This is a genomic window from Rathayibacter sp. VKM Ac-2928, from assembly GCF_022815545.1.
Lineage (GTDB): Bacteria > Actinomycetota > Actinomycetes > Actinomycetales > Microbacteriaceae > Rathayibacter > Rathayibacter festucae.
Window position 1 is genome coordinate 112,088 of the sequence record NZ_JALGRU010000004.1, and the last position, 18,874, is coordinate 130,961.

The window sequence follows — 18,874 nt, forward strand, 5'->3', positions numbered from 1 at the left end:
GTGCGCGGACCTCGCCGGGCTAGCTCGTCGCCGCCGGCACCGCCTGCTCGCCGATGCGCCCCGTGCGGATGACGCGGTCGAGCAGCAGGTCGAAGTTGTGCGCCATCTCCTGCGCGCTCTCGCCCGGCCAGACGTGCACCGGCTTCGCAGCGCCCTGCGCCTGCTGGAGCGAGGTGCGCTCGGGCAGCTGCGGGCTGAGGACCAGAGGGCCGAACATGTCGCGCAGCTCCTTGATCCGGAACTGGTGCTCGAGCGACTGCACGCGCGCGCGGTTGACGATGATGCCGAGCGGCTGCAGGCGCGGGCTGAGACCGCGGCGGATCTCCTCGATCGCGCGCAGCGCGCGGTCGGCGGCGGCCACCGAGAACAGGCCCGGCTCGGTGACCACGGCGACCCGGTCGCTCGCGGCCCAGGCCGTGCGGGTGAGGGCGTTGAGCGAGGGCGCGCAGTCGATCAGGACGAGGTCGTAGTCGGCCTCGACGCTCGCGAGCGCCTCCTCGAGCTTCCAGATGTCGCGGATGCTGGGGTGCGGTCCGTCGAAGTTGATCGCGGACGGGCTGCCGATCAGGACGTCGATCGTGCCCTGGCGCTCCTTCGTCCAGCCGGAGGGCGCGATCGCCGAGCGGACGATCTTCTCCTTGGGCGACGTGAGGACGTCGGCGATGTTGAGGTGACCGGCGACGTTGATGTCCATGCCGGTGGAGACGTCGGACTGCGGGTCGAGGTCGACGACCAGCGTTCGCAGGCCCTTCGAGAACGCCGCGGATGCAAGGCCGAGCGTCACGGTGGTCTTGCCGACGCCGCCCTTGAGGGAGCTCACGCTGAGTACATGCATGGCTGAGTACTTTACTTTCCTCCGGGTGGGAGAACCTAACCGTTCCCTGCACACGGTTCCACTCGGCACCTAGCAGGCGCGAGGACGGGAGCCGAGCCCCCGTGCGCCGCCGGGCCCGTCGGTACACTGGCGGCAAGCGGAAGGAGGCTCGTTCGCATGGATGAGCGCAACGACGACCAGCCCGATCTCGACACCGGCCCGACTCCGCGGACGGCGCTCGACGCGGCGCGGGACTCCGAGCAGTACGCCCCGCGCGCGAGCGACACCGCTCCGACCCGCATCCCCGACGGCATCCGGCTGGACTCGCCCGCTCCGGCGCGCCGTCGGTCGAGCGCTCCGGCACCCGTGGAGGACCCGACGATCGACGTCGGACGCCTCGGCATCCCGGACGCACCGGGCGCCGTCCGGCCCGTCTCGGCCGGCATCGCCTCGCGCGACGAGGTGTCGGTGCTCCCCGAGGACTCGGGCGAGCGGCCGCGCGGTCGCGGCGAGCAGCGTCCTGCCGAGCCCGCCCCGGAGATCGAGCACGAGCCCGACACGGCTGCCGCGGATCCGGCTCCCGGCGTCACCCGGCGCGACCGCCTCCGCGCCGAGTCCGGCACCGGCGGGTCGTCCTCCGCGCCCGAGTCCGCGTCGATGCTGACCCCCGACCGGCTCCTCGAGGTCAACCGCAAGACCCGGCCCGCGCCGACCGGCGGCTGGAACCGCTTCGTCTACGGCCTCACCTTCCACACCGTCAACCTCGGCGACTCCGCGAAGGTCCAGGCCTGGAAGGCGATGGACGAGCGGATCGGCCGCCAGTTCGAGGGCGGCACCCGCTTCGTCCCGGTGATGACCCGCAAGGGCGGCGTCGGCAAGACGACCGTCACGACCCTGCTCGGGATGGCCCTCGCCGACTCGCGCGAGGACCGCATCATCGCGGTCGACGCCAACCCCGACCGCGGCACCCTCGCCGAGCGCGTCCCCAAGCAGACCCGCTCGACCGTCCGCGACGTCGTCAACCGCGCCGCCGGCGTGACCGGCTTCACCGAGTTCTCGACGATGGTCTCGCGCGACGAGACCCGGCTCGACGTGCTCGCCTCGGACACGGACCCGCAGCTCTCCGAGGCCTTCGACGAGGACGACTACAACGTCGTCGCCGATCTCGTCGAGCGCTTCTACTCGATCATGCTCACCGACTGCGGCACCGGCATCGTGCACTCCGTGATGCGCGCGACGCTGCAGCGCGCGGACAGCGTCGTGATCGTCTCCGGCGGCAGCGTCGACGAGGCGCGCCTGGCCTCCGAGACCCTGACCTGGCTCGACGCCAACGGCTACGGCGATCTCGTCCGGAACGCCGTCGTCGCGCTGAACACCGCGACGCAGGGCACCAGCCTTGTGAAGCTCGAGGAGATCGAGTCGCACTTCCGCTCGCGCGTGCGCGACATCGTCCGCATCCCGTACGACCCGGTGCTCGCCGCCGGCTCGGTCGTCAAGTGGGAGCAGCTGCGCCCGGCGACCCAGGAGGCGGCGCGCCTGCTCGCTGCGCTCGTCGTCGAGGGCATCCCGGTCCGTCGTGCCTGACGCGGTTCTGCAGGACGCCGTGGCGGTCGACTCCACGGAGACCCTGACGTTCGATCTGATCGTGCTCGGCGCCGGTTCCGGGAACTCGATCGTCGGCCCGGAGTGGGCCGGCTCCCGCGTCGCGATCCTCGACGACGGCGAGTGGTTCGGCGGCACCTGCCTCAACGCCGGCTGCATCCCGACCAAGATGTTCGTGCACGTCGCCGACATCGTGACCGACGTCGACCAGGGCGACCGGGTCGGCGTGCACGGCCGCGTGGCCCGGCCGGAGTGGGCCGAGGTGCGCGACCGCGTGTTCGGCCGCACCGACGCCATCAGCGCCGGCGGCCTCGACTACCGGGCGAACCGGTCCGAGAACGTCACCGTGCTGCGAGAGAGCTTCGGCTTCGAGTCGCTCGGCGACGGCGACCGGCCGCACGTGCTGGTCAGCGCGAGCGGCGTCCGGATCAGCGCACCGCAGGTGGTCGTCGCCGCGGGCTCGCGTCCGCGTCCGCTCCTCGCGGCCTACGAGCCCGACCCGCGGATCCACGACTCCGACTCGATCATGCGGATCGACGAGCTCCCCGCACGGATGCTCGTGCTCGGCGGCGGTGCGGTGGCGGTCGAGTTCGCCCACATCTTCTCGGCCTTCGGCACCGCGGTGACGGTCGCCGTCCGCGGCGACCGTCTGCTCCGCTCGCTCGACGAGGGCATCGCCCGCGGCTTCACAGCGTTGGCGCGCGAGCGCTGGGACGTCCGCACCGGCGTCTCCGCCGAGAGCGTCGAGGCGACTCCGGGCGGACTCGTCACGACCTTCGACGACGGCTCCCGCGTCGAGACCGACACGATCCTCGTCGCCACCGGGCGCGACCCGAACAGCGACACCATCGCCGCGGCCTCCGTCGGCATCGACCTGCACCCGGACGGCCGTGTCGTCGTCGACGACGAGCAGCGGGTCCTCTCCGGCGGACGCGTCGTGCCAGGGCTCTTCGCGCTCGGCGACGTCTCCTCGGAGTGGCAGCTCAAGCACGTCGCCAACCACGAGGCGCGGCTCGTCGCGCACAACCTCCTGCACCCGGGCGAGATGCTCTCGAACACCCTCGCCCCCGTGCCCGGCGCGATCTTCGCGCACCCGCAGATCGCGCACTTCGGCCTCACCGAGAAGGAGGCGGGGGAGCGCGGCATCGACGTCGTCGCCGTCACCCAGGAGTTCGGCTCCACCGCCTACGGCTGGGCGATGGAGGACGACTCGAGCATCTGCACCCTCGTCGTCGGACTCGACGGCGAGCTGCTCGGCGCGCACCTGATGGGCCCGCAGGCGAGTATCCTCATTCAGCCGCTCGTCCAGGCCGCCAGCGCGGGGGTCGGGATCCGCGGCCTCGCCCGCAGCCAGTACTGGCCGCACCCCGCGGCGAGCGAAGTCGTCGAGAACGCCCTCCTCTCCGCCGAGGAGGCACTGAGGGAGCGCACCGCATGACCGAACGCCAGATCCGGATCTTCGGCGATCCCGTCCTGAAGACGGTGTCCGCCCCGATCGAGACCGTCGACGACGGGATCCGCGGTCTGGTCGAGGACCTCGTCGACAGCGTGCGCACCCCCGGGCGCGCCGGCGTCGCCGCCCCGCAGATCGGCGTCAACCTCCGCGCCTTCAGCTACAACGTCGACGGCGCCGTCGGCTACATCCTCAACCCCGAGATCGTCGAGCTCAGCGGCGAGCCCGAGCCCGTCGACGAGGGCTGCCTCTCCGTCCCCAACCTCTGGTACCCCGCGATCCGCTACCCGCACGCCAAGGTCCGCGGCACCGACCTCGACGGCAACGAGGTCGTCCTCGAGGGCGACGGCCTGATGGCCCAGGCCCTCCAGCACGAGTGCGACCACCTCGACGGCCGCCTCTACCTCGACCGCCTCTCCAAGGACGACCGCCGAGCCGCCATGAAGGAAGTCCGCGAGAGCTCCTGGTTCTGAGCTGATTCCGAGCCGGTCCCTGCCCGGCTCGGCGCGGTCGGCTCTCCGAGGTGGCCGCGTTCCGCAGAGCGTCGTGCGTCCGCCGACGGGAAAGCGCTCGGACGCGCTTTCCCGGATACGGCTCGGCCTTCGGCCATCGCGCTTCGGCCGGCTTGCGCAGCATGCTGATCGAGTAGGCCGCGGAGCGGGCGTATCGAGATCCACCCGCGTCAGAACAAGAATCTGCAGAGCCGCCCTGCTGGCGAGGGCGGGTCTCGATACGCCCCTGCGGGGCTACTCGACCAGCATGAGTGTGCCCATGCTGATCGAGTAGGCCGCGGACCGGGCGTATCGAGATCCACCGTGGTGCAGACGTGGACCAGTCAGCGGAGGCTGATGCCCTCGGTGGCCGGGGCGGCGCTGTAGACGCTGCTGATGGTCGCGGCGAAGTCGTCGAGGATGACGTTCCGCTTGATGCTCATCTTCGGGGTGAGGTGTCCGCTCGCCTCGGTGAACTCGGTGGGCAGGATCACGAACTTGCGGATCGACTCGGCGCGCGAGACGCGGGCGTTCGCGGCGTCGACGGCGCGCTGCACCTCCGCGAGGACGGCCGGGTTCACCGCCGCCTGATCGAGCGAGAGCTTCGCGTCCTGGCCGTTGTTCGCGAGCCAGGTCGGCAGCATCTCGGGGTCGAGGGTCACCAGCGCCGCGATGAACGGGCGCTGGTCGCCGACGACGACGACTTGGCCGACGAGCGGGTTCGCGCGGATCGGGTCCTCGAGCGCGGCCGGCGCGACGTTCTTGCCGCCCGCGGTGACGATGATCTCCTTCTTGCGCCCGGTGACGCGGAGGTAGCCCTCCTCGTCGAGCGAGCCGAGGTCGCCGGTCTTGAACCACTCGCCGTCGAAGGCCTCGGCCGTCGCCTTCTCGTCGTTCCAGTAGCCGCCGAAGACGTCGATCCCGCGCACCTGGATCTCGCCGTCCGCCGCGATCCGGATGGAGCAGCCGGGCATCGCCGGGCCGACCGAGCCGATCTTGAACCGCTCGGTCCGGTTGACCGTCGCGGGCGCCGTCGTCTCGGTGAGCCCGTAGCCCTCGAGGATCTTGATGCCGAGACTGTGGAAGAAGTGGCCCAGCCGGTCGCCGAGCGGCGCCGATCCGGACACCGCGAAGCGGACGTTGCCGCCCATCGCCGTGCGCAGCTTCGAGTAGACGAGCCGGTCGAAGAGCAGGAACTGCAGCTTCAGCGCGAGCGGCACCGAGCCGGCCTCGACGGCGATCGAGTGGGCGACGGCGACATCGGCCGCGCGCCGGAAGATCCTGCCCTTGCCGCCGGCCTCGGCCTTCTGCTCGGCCGAGTTGTAGACCTTCTCGAACACCCGCGGCACGGCCAGCAGGAACGTCGGCTTGAAGGAGCCGAGCGAGGGGAGCAGCTGCTTCGTGTCGGCCTGGTGCCCGACCTTGACCCCGCCGTGGACGCAGAGGATCGCGATGAAGCGGGCGAACACGTGCGCGGTCGTGATGAAGAGGAGCGTCGAGGCGCCCGGCTGGTGGATCAGCTCCGTGAGCGCGACCGCGGAGTTGCGGCTCAGCTCGACGAAGTTGGAGTGCCGGATGATGCAGCCCTTGGGGCGGCCGGTCGAGCCGGAGGTGTAGATGATCGTCGCGATGTCCGCACCGGTGGCGATCGAGCGGCGGCGCTCGATCTCGGCGTCCGGCACGTCCACCCCGCGCGCGGCCAGCTTGTCGAGGTCGCCCAGGCCGATCTGCCAGGCGAGCCGGACGTCCGGGAGATCCGGGCGGACCTCGTCGAAGCGGGCGAAGTGGTCCGCCGTCTCGACGATGACGGCCCGCGCTCCGGAGTCGAACAGGTTCCACTGCACCTGCGCGGGAGAGGAGGTCTCGTACACCGGCACGAGCACGCCGCCCGCGAACCAGACGGCGAAGTCGATCAGCGTCCACTCGTAGCGGGTCTTGCAGATCAGGCCGACCTTGTCGCCGGGCTCGATGCCCGCCGCGACGAGTCCCTTCGCGAGCGCGGTCACCTGGTCGAGGAACTCGCGGGCGGTGACGTCGCGCCAGCCGCCGGCCTCGGGGAGGGCGAAGAGCGCCCGGTCGGGCGTCTCCCGCACGCGGTCGAGCAGCAGCGCCGTCGTGTTGGCCTGCGGATCCGGCGCGACCACGAGGGGGGAATCGAACTGCTCCACGGCAACTCCTTCGGTACCTGAATGATTGTCGGGTCCAGCCTACCGGCGCATCCCGACTGTGTATCCACTCAGGATAACGATCCGCACGTCGGTTCTCGGCGGGTCACTACACTCGATGTGGCCGCCGCTCCAGGGCGGACCCGCGGCGCAGCGGCGTCGGAGGCTAGCGGAAGGCGGTTCGCGTGCACGCGATCGGTATCGACATCGGCGGCACGAAGATCGCGGGAGCGCTGGTCGACGAGTTCGGCGGCATCGTCCGCGAGGACCGCCAGCCGACGCCCGCCGGTCATCCCGAGCTCATCGTCGACGTCGTCGTCGAGATGGTGGCGCGCCTGCGCGAGGGCCTGCCCGCCGGCGACGTCTCCGCTGTCGGCGTCGCCGCGGCCGGCTTCATCGACGCCTCGCAGTCGATCGTCTACTACGCCCCCAACATCAACTGGCGCAACGAGCCCTTCCGCGAGAAGCTCTCGGCGCGGATCGACCTGCCGATCATCATCGAGAACGACGCCAACGCGGCCGGCTGGGCCGAGTTCCGCTACGGCGCCGGCCGACTGGTGAGCGACATGCTGATGCTCACGATCGGCACCGGCGTCGGCGGCGCGATCGTCATCAACGACCGGCTCCTGCGCGGCGGCTTCGGCGCGGCGGCGGAGATCGGCCACATGCGGGTCGTCCCCGGCGGCCTGCCCTGCGGCTGCGGTGCTCGCGGCTGCATCGAGCAGTACGGCTCCGGCCGCGCACTGCAGCGCTTCGCCGCCGAGCTCGCCGACGCCGGCGGGATCGGCCAGGGCATCGCCGACGCGCGTGCGAGGAACGGCGGCGAGCTCGACGGCGGCGTCATCGCCGAGCTGATCAGCGCCGGCGACCTGGGCGCCCTCGCGGCCCTCCGCCAGCTCGGCCACTGGCTCGGCGAGGCGGCGGCGAGCCTGAGCGCGGTCCTCGACCCGCAGATGTTCGTGATCGGCGGGGGAGTGGCGCAGGCCGGCGACCTGCTGCTCGACCCGATCCGCCAGGCCTACCTCGACAACCTGCCCGCCCGGGGGTACCACCCCGAACCCGAGTTCCGCATCGCGGAGCTCGTCAACGACGCGGGGGTCGTCGGCGCCGCCGACCTCGCCCGCCTGCACGCGAGCTCGCTGTGACCCCGGTCGCGGACCGCTGAGGAGCGCCCCTTGTTCTACTGGTTCATGAAGCACATCGTCGCGGGGCCCCTGCTCAAGACGATCTTCCGGCCCTGGGTGGTCGGCGCCGACCGCGTCCCGGCCACCGGCGGCGTCATCCTGGCGAGCAACCACCTCTCCTTCATCGACTCGGTGTTCCTCCCGCTGGTGATCGAGCGCAACATGGTCTTCCTCGCCAAGAGCGACTACTTCACCGGCAAGGGCCTGAAGGGCTGGGCGACGAAGCTCTTCTTCACCGCCACCGGCATGCTGCCGATCGACCGCTCCGGTGGCAAGGCGTCCGAGGCCTCGCTGAACACGGGGCTCCGCGTCCTGGCTGGCGGTGAGGCGCTCGGCATCTATCCCGAGGGCACCCGCAGCCCCGACGGACGGATGTACCGCGGCCGCACCGGCGTCGCGCGGATGGTCCTCGAGGCGCGGGTGCCCGTCGTCCCGGTGGCGATGATCGACACCGCCCGCATCATGCCGATCGGCAAGCGGCTGCCCAAGCTCGGGCGCATCGGCATCGTCTTCGGCGAGCCGCTGGACTTCAGCCGCTTCGAGGGCATGGAGGGCGACCGCTTCATCCTCCGCTCGATCACCGACGAGATCATGTACGAGCTGCTGGCTCTGAGCGGCCAGGAGTACCTCGATGTCTACGCGACCTCGGTCAAGGAGAAGCGCGCGGCCCTGCTGCGCTGAACCCGCCGCGCCGAGCCGGCCGCACAGCGCCGGGTCCGGTGGGCCGACTGCGCGCACCTCCGGAGAACGCTCCGCCGAGCCGATAAGCTCGTCAACCGTCGCCGTCCGACCGGGCGGCGATCACTGCGCGCGCCGCGCGCCCGTCAGAACCAGGAACCCTCGTGGTCATCGATCCGAACGAACCGTACGTCCTCGCCGCCCCCTCCGTGGTCGCCGGCCTGGACTACTGGCGTGAGCTCGAGGTCAAGCAGCAGCCGAACTGGCCGGACGCCGCCGCCGTCGCCGCCGCGTCCGCCGAGGTCGCCGCGCTGCCCCCGCTCGTCTTCGCCGGCGAGGTCGACCAGCTGCGCGAGCGCCTCGGCGCCGCGGCCCGCGGCGAGGCCTTCCTGCTGCAGGGCGGCGACTGCGCCGAGACCTTCGCCGGCGCGACCGCGGACCAGATCCGCAACCGCGTGAAGACCGTGCTGCAGATGGCCGTCGTCCTGACCTACGGCGCGAGCATGCCCGTCATCAAGATGGGCCGCATGGCGGGCCAGTTCGCCAAGCCCCGCTCGAGCGACCTCGAGACCCGCGGCGACGTGACGCTGCCCGCCTACCGCGGCGACATCGTCAACGGCTACGACTTCACTCCGGAGTCGCGGACCGCCGACCCGCGCCGCATCGTGCAGGGCTACCACACGGCCGCCTCGACGCTGAACCTCATCCGCGCCTTCACCCAGGGCGGCTTCGCCGACCTGCGCCTCGTGCACTACTGGAACAAGGGCTTCACCGAGAACCCGCAGAACCAGCGCTACGAGCAGCTCGCCCGCGAGATCGACCGCGCGGTGAAGTTCATGGTGGCCTGCGGCGCGGACTTCGAGGGCATGAAGCGCACGGAGTTCTACACCGGCCACGAGGGCCTGCTGATGGACTACGAGCGCCCGATGACGCGGATCGACTCGCGCACCGGCACGCCGTACAACACCTCCAGCCACTTCATCTGGATCGGCGAGCGCACCCGCGAGCTCGACGGCGCGCACGTCGACTTCCTCTCGCGCGTCCGCAACCCGATCGGCGTCAAGCTCGGCCCGTCGACGACGCCCGAGACGATGCTCGAGCTGATCGACAAGCTCGACCCGGACCGCGAGCCCGGCCGCCTCACCTTCATCACGCGGATGGGCGCCGGCAGGATCCGCGACGCCCTGCCGCCGCTGCTCGAGGCGGTCAAGGCGAGCGACGCGCTGCCGCTCTGGGTCACCGACCCGATGCACGGCAACGGCCTGACGACGCCCACCGGCTACAAGACCCGTCGCTTCGACGACGTGGTCGACGAGGTCAAGGGCTTCTTCGAGGCGCACCGCGCCGCGGGCACGCACCCGGGCGGCATCCACGTCGAGCTCACCGGCGACGACGTCACCGAGTGCCTCGGCGGCTCGGAGCACATCGACGAGGCGACCCTCGCGACGCGCTACGAGTCGGTCTGCGACCCCCGCCTCAACCACATGCAGTCCCTCGAGCTGGCCTTCCTCGTCGCCGAGGAGCTGCGCGAGCGCTGAGCCGCCCGCTGCCCGCCAGCGGGCCCTCCCTGCCGATCGAGGAGCCCGCTGGGCGGGCCCGTCCTGCTGATCGAGGAGGCCGCTGAGCGGGCGCTCCCATGCTGATCGAGTAGCCCGCGGAGCGGGCGTATCGAGATCCACCGTTGTCTGGAGGCTGGGTCTCGATACGCCCCTGCGGGGCTACTCGACCAGCATGTTTCTGCTGCCGGTCGTGTGCCGGAGGCGGTTCATGCTGATCGAGGAGCCCGCGGAGCGGGCCCCTCCATGCTGATCGAGTAGCCCGCGGAGCGGGTGTATCGAGATCCACCGTCGTCAGATGGGTGGGTCTCGATACGCCCCCGCGGGGCTACTCGACCAGCATGTTTCCGCCGCTGGTCGTGTGCCCGCGGCAGTCTTCGCTGAGCGAGTAGTCGGCGCGGCGGGTCCTCCATGCTGATCGAGTAGCCCGCGGAGCGGGCGTATCGAGATCCACCGTTGTCAGGTGGGTGGGTCTCGATACGCCCCTGCGGGGCTACTCGACCAGCATGCCGACGCAGCATGCCGACGCAGCATGCCGACGCAGCATGCCGACGCAGCATGCCGACGCGGCATGCCGACGCGGCATGCCGACGCGGCATGCCGACGCGGCGTGCCGCGCTCGGCCGCAGTGCTCCGCGGTCAGATCGTGATCGTGATCGAGAGCTGGACCGTGGTGCCGCGCTGCACGAGGGCGCCCTCCTTGTCGGACTGGTTGGTCACCTTCGTCACCTCGTCCGGCACCTGGTCGATCAGCGGGGTCGTCAGGCCGTAGCTCCACTTCAGGTCGACGGAGCTGAGCGCGGCCTTCGCCTGGTCGCGGGTCATCCCGACGACGTTGGGGACGGCGACAGGCTGCGGGCCCTTGGAGACGACGACGGAGACGGTGTCGCCGGTGGTTGCGGGCGCCTCCGGGTTGATCTGGGTGAGGACGACGCCGGCGGCGACCGTGTCGCTCCAGTCTTCGCGCTCGCGGTCGAGGGCGAGCCCGGCGTCCTTCGCCGCGGCGGTCGCCTCGTCGACGGTGAGACCGACGACGTTGGGGATCGCCCCGAGGCTGACCGTCATCGCGATCGTGCTCGTCTCGGACATCGTCGCGGGCAGCTCGCCGCCGTCGGGCAGCGACGCCGAGACGACGACGCCCGCGGGGACGTCGGCGTCGAAGATCCGCGTCACCTCGCCCACGGTGAACGGCGCGGCCTGGATCGCGGCCGTCGCCTCCTCCTCGGAGACACCGGCCAGTGCAGGCACCTCGATCTGCCGCGGGCCGCTGGAGACGACCAGCGTCACGACCTCGCCCTTGTGCAGCCCCTGGCCGCCTGGCGGATCGGTGCTGAGCACGGTCCCGGCCGGCACGGTCAGGTCGTTCGCCTGCTGCGGCGACACCTCGAAGCCCTGGCTCACCAGCGCGGCCGTCGCGTCGTCCTGCGAGCGGCTCACCACGTCCGGCACGTTCACGATCGCGCCCGGGCCCTCGCCGTACCACCACGCGGTCCCGCCGCCGATGAGGGCGAGCAGCAGCACGATCACCGTCAGCAGCACGCCGCGGCGGCGCCGCGTGCGGCGCTTGGTCGCGAGCCGAGCGACCGCGTCGTCGTCGTCGCGCTGCTCGAGCTCCGCCGGCGAGCCCTCGATCACGGAGGTGTGCCCGGTCACCGCCTCGTCGAACAGCAGCGCGGTGGCGGGCTCCGCCACCGGAAGGGGGGTGACGGCCTGGGTGTCCGCGCCGCGGCGGTCGGTCGGCGTGATGCCCATCAGGCGCTCGGCCTCGAGCAGCTGCGCCAGCATCACGCCGGCGTCGCGCGGACGCATGTCCGGGTCGCGCTCCGTCGCCCAGAGCACGAGCTCGTCGAGCGAGGTCGGCACCGAGGGCACCTTCGCGCTGGGGTAGGGGACCGAGTCGTTCGCGTGCTGGTAGGCGATCTGCATCGGCTGCTCGCCCGTGAAGGGCTGCTCGCCGGTGAGCATCTCGTAGATCATGATGCCGATGGCGTAGATGTCGCTGCGGGTGTCGGCGGTGCCGCGGGTGACCAGCTCGGGGGAGAGGTACGCGATGGTGCCGAGCAGCGCCTGGCCGGAGGCGGTGTTCGCGCTCGCGGCGCGGGCGAGGCCGAAGTCGCCGATCTTGATCCGGCCGTCGTCGGCCAGCAGCACGTTCTCGGGCTTGAGGTCGCGGTGCAGGATCCCCGCCCGGTGCGCGGCCGCGAGGCCGGACAGCACCGAGTGCATGATGTCGACGACCTGCTGGGCCGTGAGCCGTCCGCGCTCCTTGAGCAGGTCGCGCAGGGTGATGCCGGGCAGGTACTCCATCACCAGATAGGCCATGTCGGAGTCCTGGCCCTGGTCGAAGACGCTGACCACGTTCGGGTGGGCCAGGCGGGCGGCGGAGCGCGCCTCCTGGACGAAGCGGTTCTTGAACGTCGCGTCGTCGGAGAGGTGTCCGTGCATCACCTTGATGGCGACCCGGCGCTCGAGGCGCTGGTCGTGCGCCAGGTAGACGGTGGCCATGCCGCCCCGCGCGATGCGGGAGCGCACCTCGTACCGGCCGTCGACGAGACGGCCGAGGAGAGGGTCGAGCTGGCTGGTGGTCACGCGACGAGTCTAGGCAAGACCCTCCGGACAACCGGCGTGCAACGCGGAGGCGGCTCGTGGCACTCTTGACGGGTGACCGACTCGTCCGCTGCCTCCGCCTCCCCGTCCGCTCCCGAGATCGAATGGCTGACCGTGCCCGATCTGGTCGAGCTCACCGGTCTCGGCGTCAGCCGGGTGCGCCGCCTCCTGGAGGAGCGCCACCTGCTCGGCACTCGCCGTGACGGCAAGCTCGTCGTCCCCTCCGTCTTCCTCCGCGACGGCGAGCCGCTCAGCGAGATCCGCGGCACGGCGATCCTGCTGTCGGACCAGGGCTTCTCGGACGACGAGGCGATCGACTGGCTGCTCGCGGACGAGGACAGCCTCGGCACCAGCCCCGTGCAGGCGCTGCTCGCCGGCCGCAAGGCCGAGGTCCGCCGCGTCGCCCAGGCGCTCGCCTGAGCCGAGCCGGCACCAGCGCGCCGGTCCCGGGCTGATCCGCTCTACGCCGTCCGGGCGGTGACCCGGTCGGCGAGCTCGCGGAGTTCCGCGAGGCCCTCCTCGCGCAGGGGCGCGTCCGGCAGCACGGCCAGCGCGGCCTCGACGTCGCGGGCGATCCGCTCCTCGAGCCGATCGAGCGCCCCGGAGCCCGCCACGATCTCCTGAGCGCGGGCGATGTCGTCGGCGCTCGCGTCCGCACGGCCGACCACGGCGTCGAGCTCGTCGCGCTCGCCCGCCGAGGCGGCTGCGCGGGCGAGGCCGAGCAGCACGGTCCGCTTGCCCTCGCGGAGGTCGTCGCCGGCCGGCTTCCCGGTCACGGCCGGATCGCCGAACACGCCGAGCACGTCGTCGCGCAGCTGGAAGGCGATGCCGAGAGGAAGGCCGAAGCGGCGCAGGGCGTCGATCTGGGCGTCGTCGCCGCCGCCGAGCGAGCCGCCGATGGTCAGCGGTGCCTCGATGCTGTACTTCGCGCTCTTGAAGACGACCACGCGCTCCGAGCGCTCGAGGTGCTCGTGCTCGGGGTGCTGCACCCAGGCGCTCTCCTCGAGGATGTCGAGGTACTGGCCCAGGGTCACCTCCGTGCGCATCAGGTTGAACTCCGCCCGGGCCCGCGCCGCGGCGGTGCGGTCCTCGAGCGCCCACTCGGCGTCCGCGAAGATCTCGTCGGACCAGACCAGCAGCAGATCGCCGAGGAGGATCGCGGAGGAGCGGCCGAACTCGTCCGCGTCGCCCGACCAGCCGCCGCCCGCGTGCAGCGACGCGAAGCGGCGGTGCGCCGAGGGGGCGCCCCGGCGGGTGTCGGAGTTGTCGATCACGTCGTCGTGGACCAGTGCCGCGGCGTGGAACAGCTCCAGGCTCGCGCCGACCCGCGCGACCGGATCCGAGGCGCTCCGGTGAGCGTCGCTCGGGACAGCGGAGACCGCCGTCCAGCCCGCCTCGCAGAAGCGCGCCCGGAAGCGCTTGCCCCCGCTGAGAAAGTCCCGCGAAAGGTCGCCGAGGGCGGAGACGTCCTCTCCGATGGAGCGCAGAATTGGCGTGCGCCCGGTGAGGAATTCATCGATTCGGAACTGGACGCGATCGACCAGACGAGTGCTGTGGTTCACCCGACCAGCCTATGCACCGATGGCGCCTGGCGCCTCGGCGGGCCGCGGTCTACACTGAAGCGCCACCAGCCCGGTCGAGCAGACCGCCCGCCCACCCTCGGTGCCGTCCCCGCCGGGTCGACGCCACACCCTGAAGGGGTCCCGATGCCGCTTTCGGAACACGAGCAACGGCTCCTCGACGAGATGGAGCGCAATCTCTATCAGAACGACGCCGACTTCGTCGCGGCGGTCAGCAAGGGCCGGGGCGGCACCAACTACCGCGCGCTCGTGCTCGGCATCCTCCTCGCCATCGTCGGCCTGGGAGTCCTCGTCGCCGGTGTGATCGTCCGTCAGCCCCTCGTGGGCGTCGCCGGCTTCGCGCTGATGCTGGCCGGCGTGGTCGTCGCGATGCGCCCCGCGCCCGGCGGCTCCACCACCTCCGGAATCCCCGAGGCGGGCCGGCCCTCGAAGCCGCGCTCCGCGAGCGGACGCCAGGGGTCCAACTTCATGGACCGTCTGAACGACCGGTGGGACAACCGCGGCGACGGCCGCTCCTAGCGCTCCACGGCGCGGGTCCTCCACCCCGCACCACCCACAGGGTCGATCCTCACGGATCGGCCCTTTTTTCATGCCCGGACGCTCCCCGGGAGTGCGATTCCCCTCCACTGCGCTCTACCGTGCTGGATCCGCAGAACGACGCGGATCGACGGGACCGTCCCGGCGCGCCGTGACGGTTCGGAGGGTTGTGGGTGGGGGGAAGTGGAGTACTGTGGGGCCCACACCAACCTTGGCCGGAGAGAAGTGGGGGCAGTCCGTTGTTCCTCGGCACTCATTCCCCCAAGCTCGACGAGAAGGGCCGCGTCATCCTTCCCGCCAAGTTCCGCGACGAGCTCTCCTCCGGAGTCGTCGTCACGCGCGGCCAGGAGCGGTGCCTCTACGTCTTCAGCCAGCGCGAGTTCGAGGCGATGCACGAGAAGATCCGCCAGGCGCCGGTCACCAGCAAGCAGGCCCGCGACTTCCTCCGCGTGTTCCTCTCCGGCGCCAGCGCCGAGACGCCGGACAAGCAGAACCGCATCACCCTCCCGGCGCCGCTGCGCGCCTACGCCGGTCTCGACCGCGACCTCACCGTCATCGGTGCGGGCAATCGCGCCGAGATCTGGGCCCAGGACGCCTGGGACAGCTACCTCACCGAGCAGGAGTCCGTGTTCTCCGACACCGAGGAGGAGGTGATCCCCGGACTGTTCTAGCTCCTGCCGCGCGACTCCCAGCCACTCGGCGCCCGGACGCACCTTCCCCGGTGTCCGGTCGTGAGCTGGATGGGGATCGGACGGCAGGAACAGGACGGCGGGACCGCCATGACAGAGAGCACCGAGAGCACCCCTGCGCACCGCGCCGACGTGAGCGCGGACGACGCGAGCAGCGCCGACGCACCCCGCGCCGACGTGCGCCCGACCGAGGAGCGGCACCTGCCCGTGCTCCTCGAGCGCTGCGTCGAGCTGCTCGCTCCGGCGCTCGAGCGCGACGGCGCCGTGCTCGTCGACGCGACGCTCGGCATGGGCGGCCACTCGCTCGCGCTGCTGGAGCGCTTCCCGCGCCTCCACCTCGTCGGCCTCGACCGCGACCGGGAGGCCCTCGAGCTGGCGGGCGCCCGGCTCGCCGCGCACTCCGCGCGGATCGACCTCGTGCACGCCGTCTACGACGAGCTGCCCGACGTCCTCGACGAGCTCGGCATCGACACGATCGACGGCGCACTGTTCGACCTCGGCGTCTCCTCGCTGCAGCTCGACGAGACCGAGCGCGGCTTCTCCTACTCCAAGGACGCTCCGCTGGACATGCGGATGGACGCGTCGGCGCCGCTCACCGCGGCGAGCATCCTCGCGGACTACGACGAGGTCGCGCTCCGGCGGATCTTCCACGAGTACGGCGAGGAGCGGCTCGCGGCGCGCTACGCCAAGAAGATCGTCGAGGCCCGCGCGTCGGCGCCGATCGTGCGCTCCGGCCGGCTCGTCGAGATCATCCAGGCGGCGACCCCGGTCGCGATCCAGCGCAACGGGCACCCGGCCAAGCGCGTCTTCCAGGCACTGCGCATCGAGGTCAACCAGGAGCTCTCCGTGCTCGAGCGGGCGATCCCCGCCGCACTCGGCCGCATCGCCGTCGGCGGGCGCCTCGTCGTCGAGGCGTACCAGTCGCTCGAGGACCGCATCGTCAAGCGCGCCCTGCAGGCCGCCTCCTCCTCCACGGCGCCGGTCGGCCTGCCGATGGAGCTGCCCGAGCACCGACCCGAGTTCCGGCTCGTCATCCGCGGCGCAGAGCTCGCCTCGGACGACGAGAAGGCCGCCAACCCCCGAGCAACACCCGTGCGACTGCGCGCGGCCGAGAGGATCAGGAGCACCGCATGAGCGCGACCGCCGTCATCGACCCCGTCATCGACCGCAGCACCGCACGACCGGCGCAGCCCGCCGAGCCGGCCCAGCGACCCCGCATCGAGGCGGTCCCCGCTCCGGCGCGCCAGGCCCGGCCGAAGCTCGTCTACGGGATCGTCGCCGTCGCGGGGCTGTTCGCGATCATCGTGATCCAGCTCCTGGTCAGCGTCGGCCTCTCCGAGGGCGCCTACCAGATCGCGACGCTGCAGGGCGAGCAGAAGACGCTCACCCGCGGCAACGCGGAGAAGCAGGACACGGTCGACACCCTCAGCTCGCCGCAGAACCTCGCGACCGCCGCGCAGGGCCTGGGCATGGTCGCGAACACCGCGCCCGTCTACCTCCGCCTCTCCGACGGTGCCGTGCTGGGCGATCCCGCCACCGCCGCCGCGAGCGAGGTCGGCACCGCCGCGACCGCCTCCGCCGTGCCGAACGCGCTGATCGCACCGCCGGCCGCCGCCGCCGCACCCGGCTCCGCCACGGCGGTCGCACCTCTGCAGGGCGAGCTGCCCGCCCCGATCACGCACTGACTCCGCCCGAGCACGCACTGAGCCGCTCCGACCACGCACCGAAGGGCCCCTAGCGCCGTGAGACATCACCGTTCGAGCAGGCGACGCACCGCCGTCACCTTCCTCGTCATCGCCGCCGTCGTCGGACTGTTCATCGGCAAGCTGGTCGACATCCAGGTCGTCCGCGCCAACGAGCTGACCGACGAGGCGGCGCAGAACCAGTCGAACAGCGTCATCACCTACGGCACCCGCGGCTCGATCGTCGACCGCTCCGGCACGGTGCTCGCCGACGCCACGACCCGGTACCGGCTGACGACCTCGCCGAAGAACGTCGCGGAGTTCCTGCGCGAGATGCCCGACGGCCAGGAGGTGATGGTCAGCGTCGAGCAGGCCGCCTCCGAGATCGGCGCCATCACCGGGCAGACGGTCCCGCAGATCGTCACGGCCGTGAGCGACGCGGTCGCGAAGGACCCGAAGGCGAACTACCTGATCCTCTCCGAGGGCCTCGACCTCGAGGCGTACCAGAAGCTCGTCGCCCTCGACATCCCGTGGACCTACTTCGAGACGCAGCAGGGCCGGACCTACCCGAACGGCGCGGTCGCCGGCAACCTGGTCGGCTACGTGGGCGGCGACGGCGCCGCCCAGGAGGGCATGGAGTACGCCGAGAACGCCTGCCTCGCCGGGGCCAACGGCTCCGAGAGCTACGAGCGCAGCGCCGACTACGTCCGCATCCCCGGCAGCACCGTGGCGGAGACCCCCGCGGTCGACGGCGGGACGCTCGAGCTGACCATCGACGCCGACCTGCAGTACTACTCGCAGCAGGTGCTCGCGCAGCGGGTCGCCGAGGTCGGCGGCAGCTACGGCATCGTCGTGGTGCAGGAGGTCAAGACCGGCAAGCTCCTGACCGTCGCCGAGACCCCGACCGTCGACCCGAACAACGTCTCGGCGAGCGCACCGGCCGACCGCGGCTCGCGCGCCTTCCAGAGCCCGTTCGAGCCCGGCTCGACCTTCAAGCCGATGACGGCGGCGATGCTGATCGACCAGGGCCTCGCGAGCCCGACGAGCCAGGTCGTCGTCCCCGACACCTTCGAGAAGGACGGCGCCTCGTTCAGCGACGACTTCGCGCACACGCCCACGAACTACACGCTGACCGGGATCCTCAAGGACTCCTCGAACGTCGGCATCGCGATGATGGGCTCCAAGCTCTCCGCGTCGCAGCGCTACGACTACCTGAAGAAGTTCGGCCTCGGCGCCTCGACCGCTGTCGACTTCCCCGGCGAGACCGGCGGCCTCCTCGCCGACTCCGAGGACTGGGACAACCAGACCAACTACACGACGATGTTCGGGCAGGGCGTCTCGGCGACCGCGGTCCAGGTCGCGAGCATCTACCAGACCCTCGGCAACGGCGGGGTGCGCCTGCCCGCGCAGCTGGTCGAGGGCTGCACCATGCCCGACGGCTCGGTGATCGACGTGCCCGACACCACCGGCACCCCGGTGGTCTCCGCCGGTGCCGCGAAGGACGTCGTGGACATGCTGCAGACCCACTACAACGAGGGCTGGCTGGCGAACGACATCCACGTCGACGGCTACAACATCGCCACCAAGACCGGCACGGCGCAGCAGCCGGACGGCAACGGCGGCTACTCGAAGAGCTACACCGTCTCGCTGGCCGGCCTCGCGCCCGCGGAGGACCCGGAGTACGTCGTGACGGTCACCATCGCCGATCCGGTTAAGATGAACACGTCCCAGGCGACGGCCCCCGTGTTCCAGCAGGTCATGACGCAGGTGCTCAAGACCAACCGGGTGGAGCCGTCCACGGTCCCGCCGGTGGAGTACCCCACCACGTGGTGACCG

The 18,874-nt window shown here is 71.5% G+C and carries 16 protein-coding genes; 12 read left to right on the plus strand and 4 right to left on the minus strand.

Annotated elements, in window-relative coordinates; translation table 11 throughout:
* Nucleotides 1-19: 19 nt before the first annotated feature.
* Nucleotides 20-835: a ParA family protein gene (locus MT350_RS15060; protein ID WP_123446122.1), complete on the minus strand. Its 816-nt coding sequence runs from the start codon at nucleotides 833-835 to the stop codon at nucleotides 20-22.
* A 156-nt stretch (nucleotides 836-991) separates the two neighbouring features.
* Between MT350_RS15060 and MT350_RS15065 the strand changes: the two genes are divergently transcribed.
* Genes MT350_RS15065 through def form a run of 3 tightly spaced genes read left to right on the plus strand, consistent with a single transcriptional unit; the run spans nucleotide 992 to nucleotide 4,342 of the window.
* A complete protein-coding gene (locus MT350_RS15065; protein WP_243599883.1) occupies nucleotides 992-2,398 on the plus strand; it encodes a MinD/ParA family protein in 1,407 nt (468 codons plus the stop codon).
* Complete coding sequence (locus MT350_RS15070; protein WP_243599884.1) at nucleotides 2,391-3,854, plus strand: mycothione reductase; 1,464 nt, start codon at nucleotides 2,391-2,393, stop codon at nucleotides 3,852-3,854. Before MT350_RS15065 ends, MT350_RS15070 begins: the two co-directional genes overlap by 8 nt.
* Nucleotides 3,851-4,342 carry a peptide deformylase gene (gene def, locus MT350_RS15075; RefSeq protein ID WP_243599885.1) on the plus strand — a complete coding sequence of 164 codons (492 nt, stop codon included), beginning with the start codon at nucleotides 3,851-3,853 and terminating at the stop codon, nucleotides 4,340-4,342. The genes MT350_RS15070 and def overlap by 4 nt, the downstream gene beginning before the upstream one ends.
* Before the next feature lie 362 nt (nucleotides 4,343-4,704).
* Here the strand turns inward: def and MT350_RS15080 are convergent, their stop codons facing one another.
* On the minus strand, nucleotides 4,705-6,528 hold the full coding sequence (locus MT350_RS15080) for a long-chain fatty acid--CoA ligase (protein ID WP_123735899.1): 1,824 nt from the start codon (nucleotides 6,526-6,528) through the stop codon (nucleotides 4,705-4,707).
* Between the two features lie 182 nt (nucleotides 6,529-6,710).
* Between MT350_RS15080 and MT350_RS15085 the strand changes: the two genes are divergently transcribed.
* From MT350_RS15085 to MT350_RS15095, 3 genes are all read left to right on the plus strand, one after another.
* On the plus strand, nucleotides 6,711-7,670 hold the full coding sequence (locus MT350_RS15085) for an ROK family glucokinase (RefSeq protein WP_123446125.1): 960 nt from the start codon (nucleotides 6,711-6,713) through the stop codon (nucleotides 7,668-7,670).
* 30 nt (nucleotides 7,671-7,700) lie between these two features.
* Entirely contained in the window at nucleotides 7,701-8,390 is a 690-nt protein-coding gene (locus MT350_RS15090) for a 1-acyl-sn-glycerol-3-phosphate acyltransferase (protein ID WP_123735898.1), read from the plus strand.
* Between the two features lie 206 nt (nucleotides 8,391-8,596).
* A complete protein-coding gene (locus MT350_RS15095) occupies nucleotides 8,597-9,925 on the plus strand; it encodes a class II 3-deoxy-7-phosphoheptulonate synthase (protein ID WP_123446548.1) in 1,329 nt (442 codons plus the stop codon).
* Nucleotides 9,926-10,582: 657 nt separating this feature from the next.
* Here MT350_RS15095 and pknB read toward each other — a convergent pair.
* Nucleotides 10,583-12,532, minus strand: a complete 1,950-nt coding sequence (pknB, locus tag MT350_RS15100) for a Stk1 family PASTA domain-containing Ser/Thr kinase (protein ID WP_243599886.1) — start codon at nucleotides 12,530-12,532, stop codon at nucleotides 10,583-10,585.
* A 72-nt stretch (nucleotides 12,533-12,604) separates the two neighbouring features.
* On the opposite strand from pknB, the gene MT350_RS15105 reads away from it, so the two are divergent.
* Nucleotides 12,605-12,970 carry an Rv2175c family DNA-binding protein gene (locus MT350_RS15105; protein ID WP_243599887.1) on the plus strand — a complete coding sequence of 122 codons (366 nt, stop codon included), beginning with the start codon at nucleotides 12,605-12,607 and terminating at the stop codon, nucleotides 12,968-12,970.
* Between the two features lie 41 nt (nucleotides 12,971-13,011).
* Here MT350_RS15105 and MT350_RS15110 read toward each other — a convergent pair whose 3' ends face one another.
* On the minus strand, nucleotides 13,012-14,112 hold the full coding sequence (locus tag MT350_RS15110; RefSeq protein ID WP_243599888.1) for a polyprenyl synthetase family protein: 1,101 nt from the start codon (nucleotides 14,110-14,112) through the stop codon (nucleotides 13,012-13,014).
* A gap of 144 nt (nucleotides 14,113-14,256) precedes the next feature.
* On the opposite strand from MT350_RS15110, the gene MT350_RS15115 reads away from it, so the two are divergent.
* From MT350_RS15115 to MT350_RS15135, 5 genes are all read left to right on the plus strand, one after another.
* A complete protein-coding gene (locus MT350_RS15115; protein ID WP_123704544.1) occupies nucleotides 14,257-14,649 on the plus strand; it encodes a DUF3040 domain-containing protein in 393 nt (130 codons plus the stop codon).
* A gap of 257 nt (nucleotides 14,650-14,906) precedes the next feature.
* On the plus strand, nucleotides 14,907-15,338 hold the full coding sequence (mraZ, locus tag MT350_RS15120) for a division/cell wall cluster transcriptional repressor MraZ (RefSeq protein ID WP_123446130.1): 432 nt from the start codon (nucleotides 14,907-14,909) through the stop codon (nucleotides 15,336-15,338).
* 108 nt (nucleotides 15,339-15,446) lie between these two features.
* Nucleotides 15,447-16,490, plus strand: coding sequence for a 16S rRNA (cytosine(1402)-N(4))-methyltransferase RsmH (gene rsmH / locus MT350_RS15125; RefSeq protein ID WP_243599889.1), 1,044 nt, complete (start codon nucleotides 15,447-15,449; stop codon nucleotides 16,488-16,490).
* A complete protein-coding gene (locus MT350_RS15130) occupies nucleotides 16,487-17,041 on the plus strand; it encodes a hypothetical protein (protein WP_243599890.1) in 555 nt (184 codons plus the stop codon). The genes rsmH and MT350_RS15130 overlap by 4 nt, the downstream gene beginning before the upstream one ends.
* Nucleotides 17,042-17,098: 57 nt before the next feature.
* Nucleotides 17,099-18,871, plus strand: coding sequence for a penicillin-binding protein 2 (locus tag MT350_RS15135; protein ID WP_243599891.1), 1,773 nt, complete (start codon nucleotides 17,099-17,101; stop codon nucleotides 18,869-18,871).
* Nucleotides 18,872-18,874: the final 3 nt, after the last annotated feature.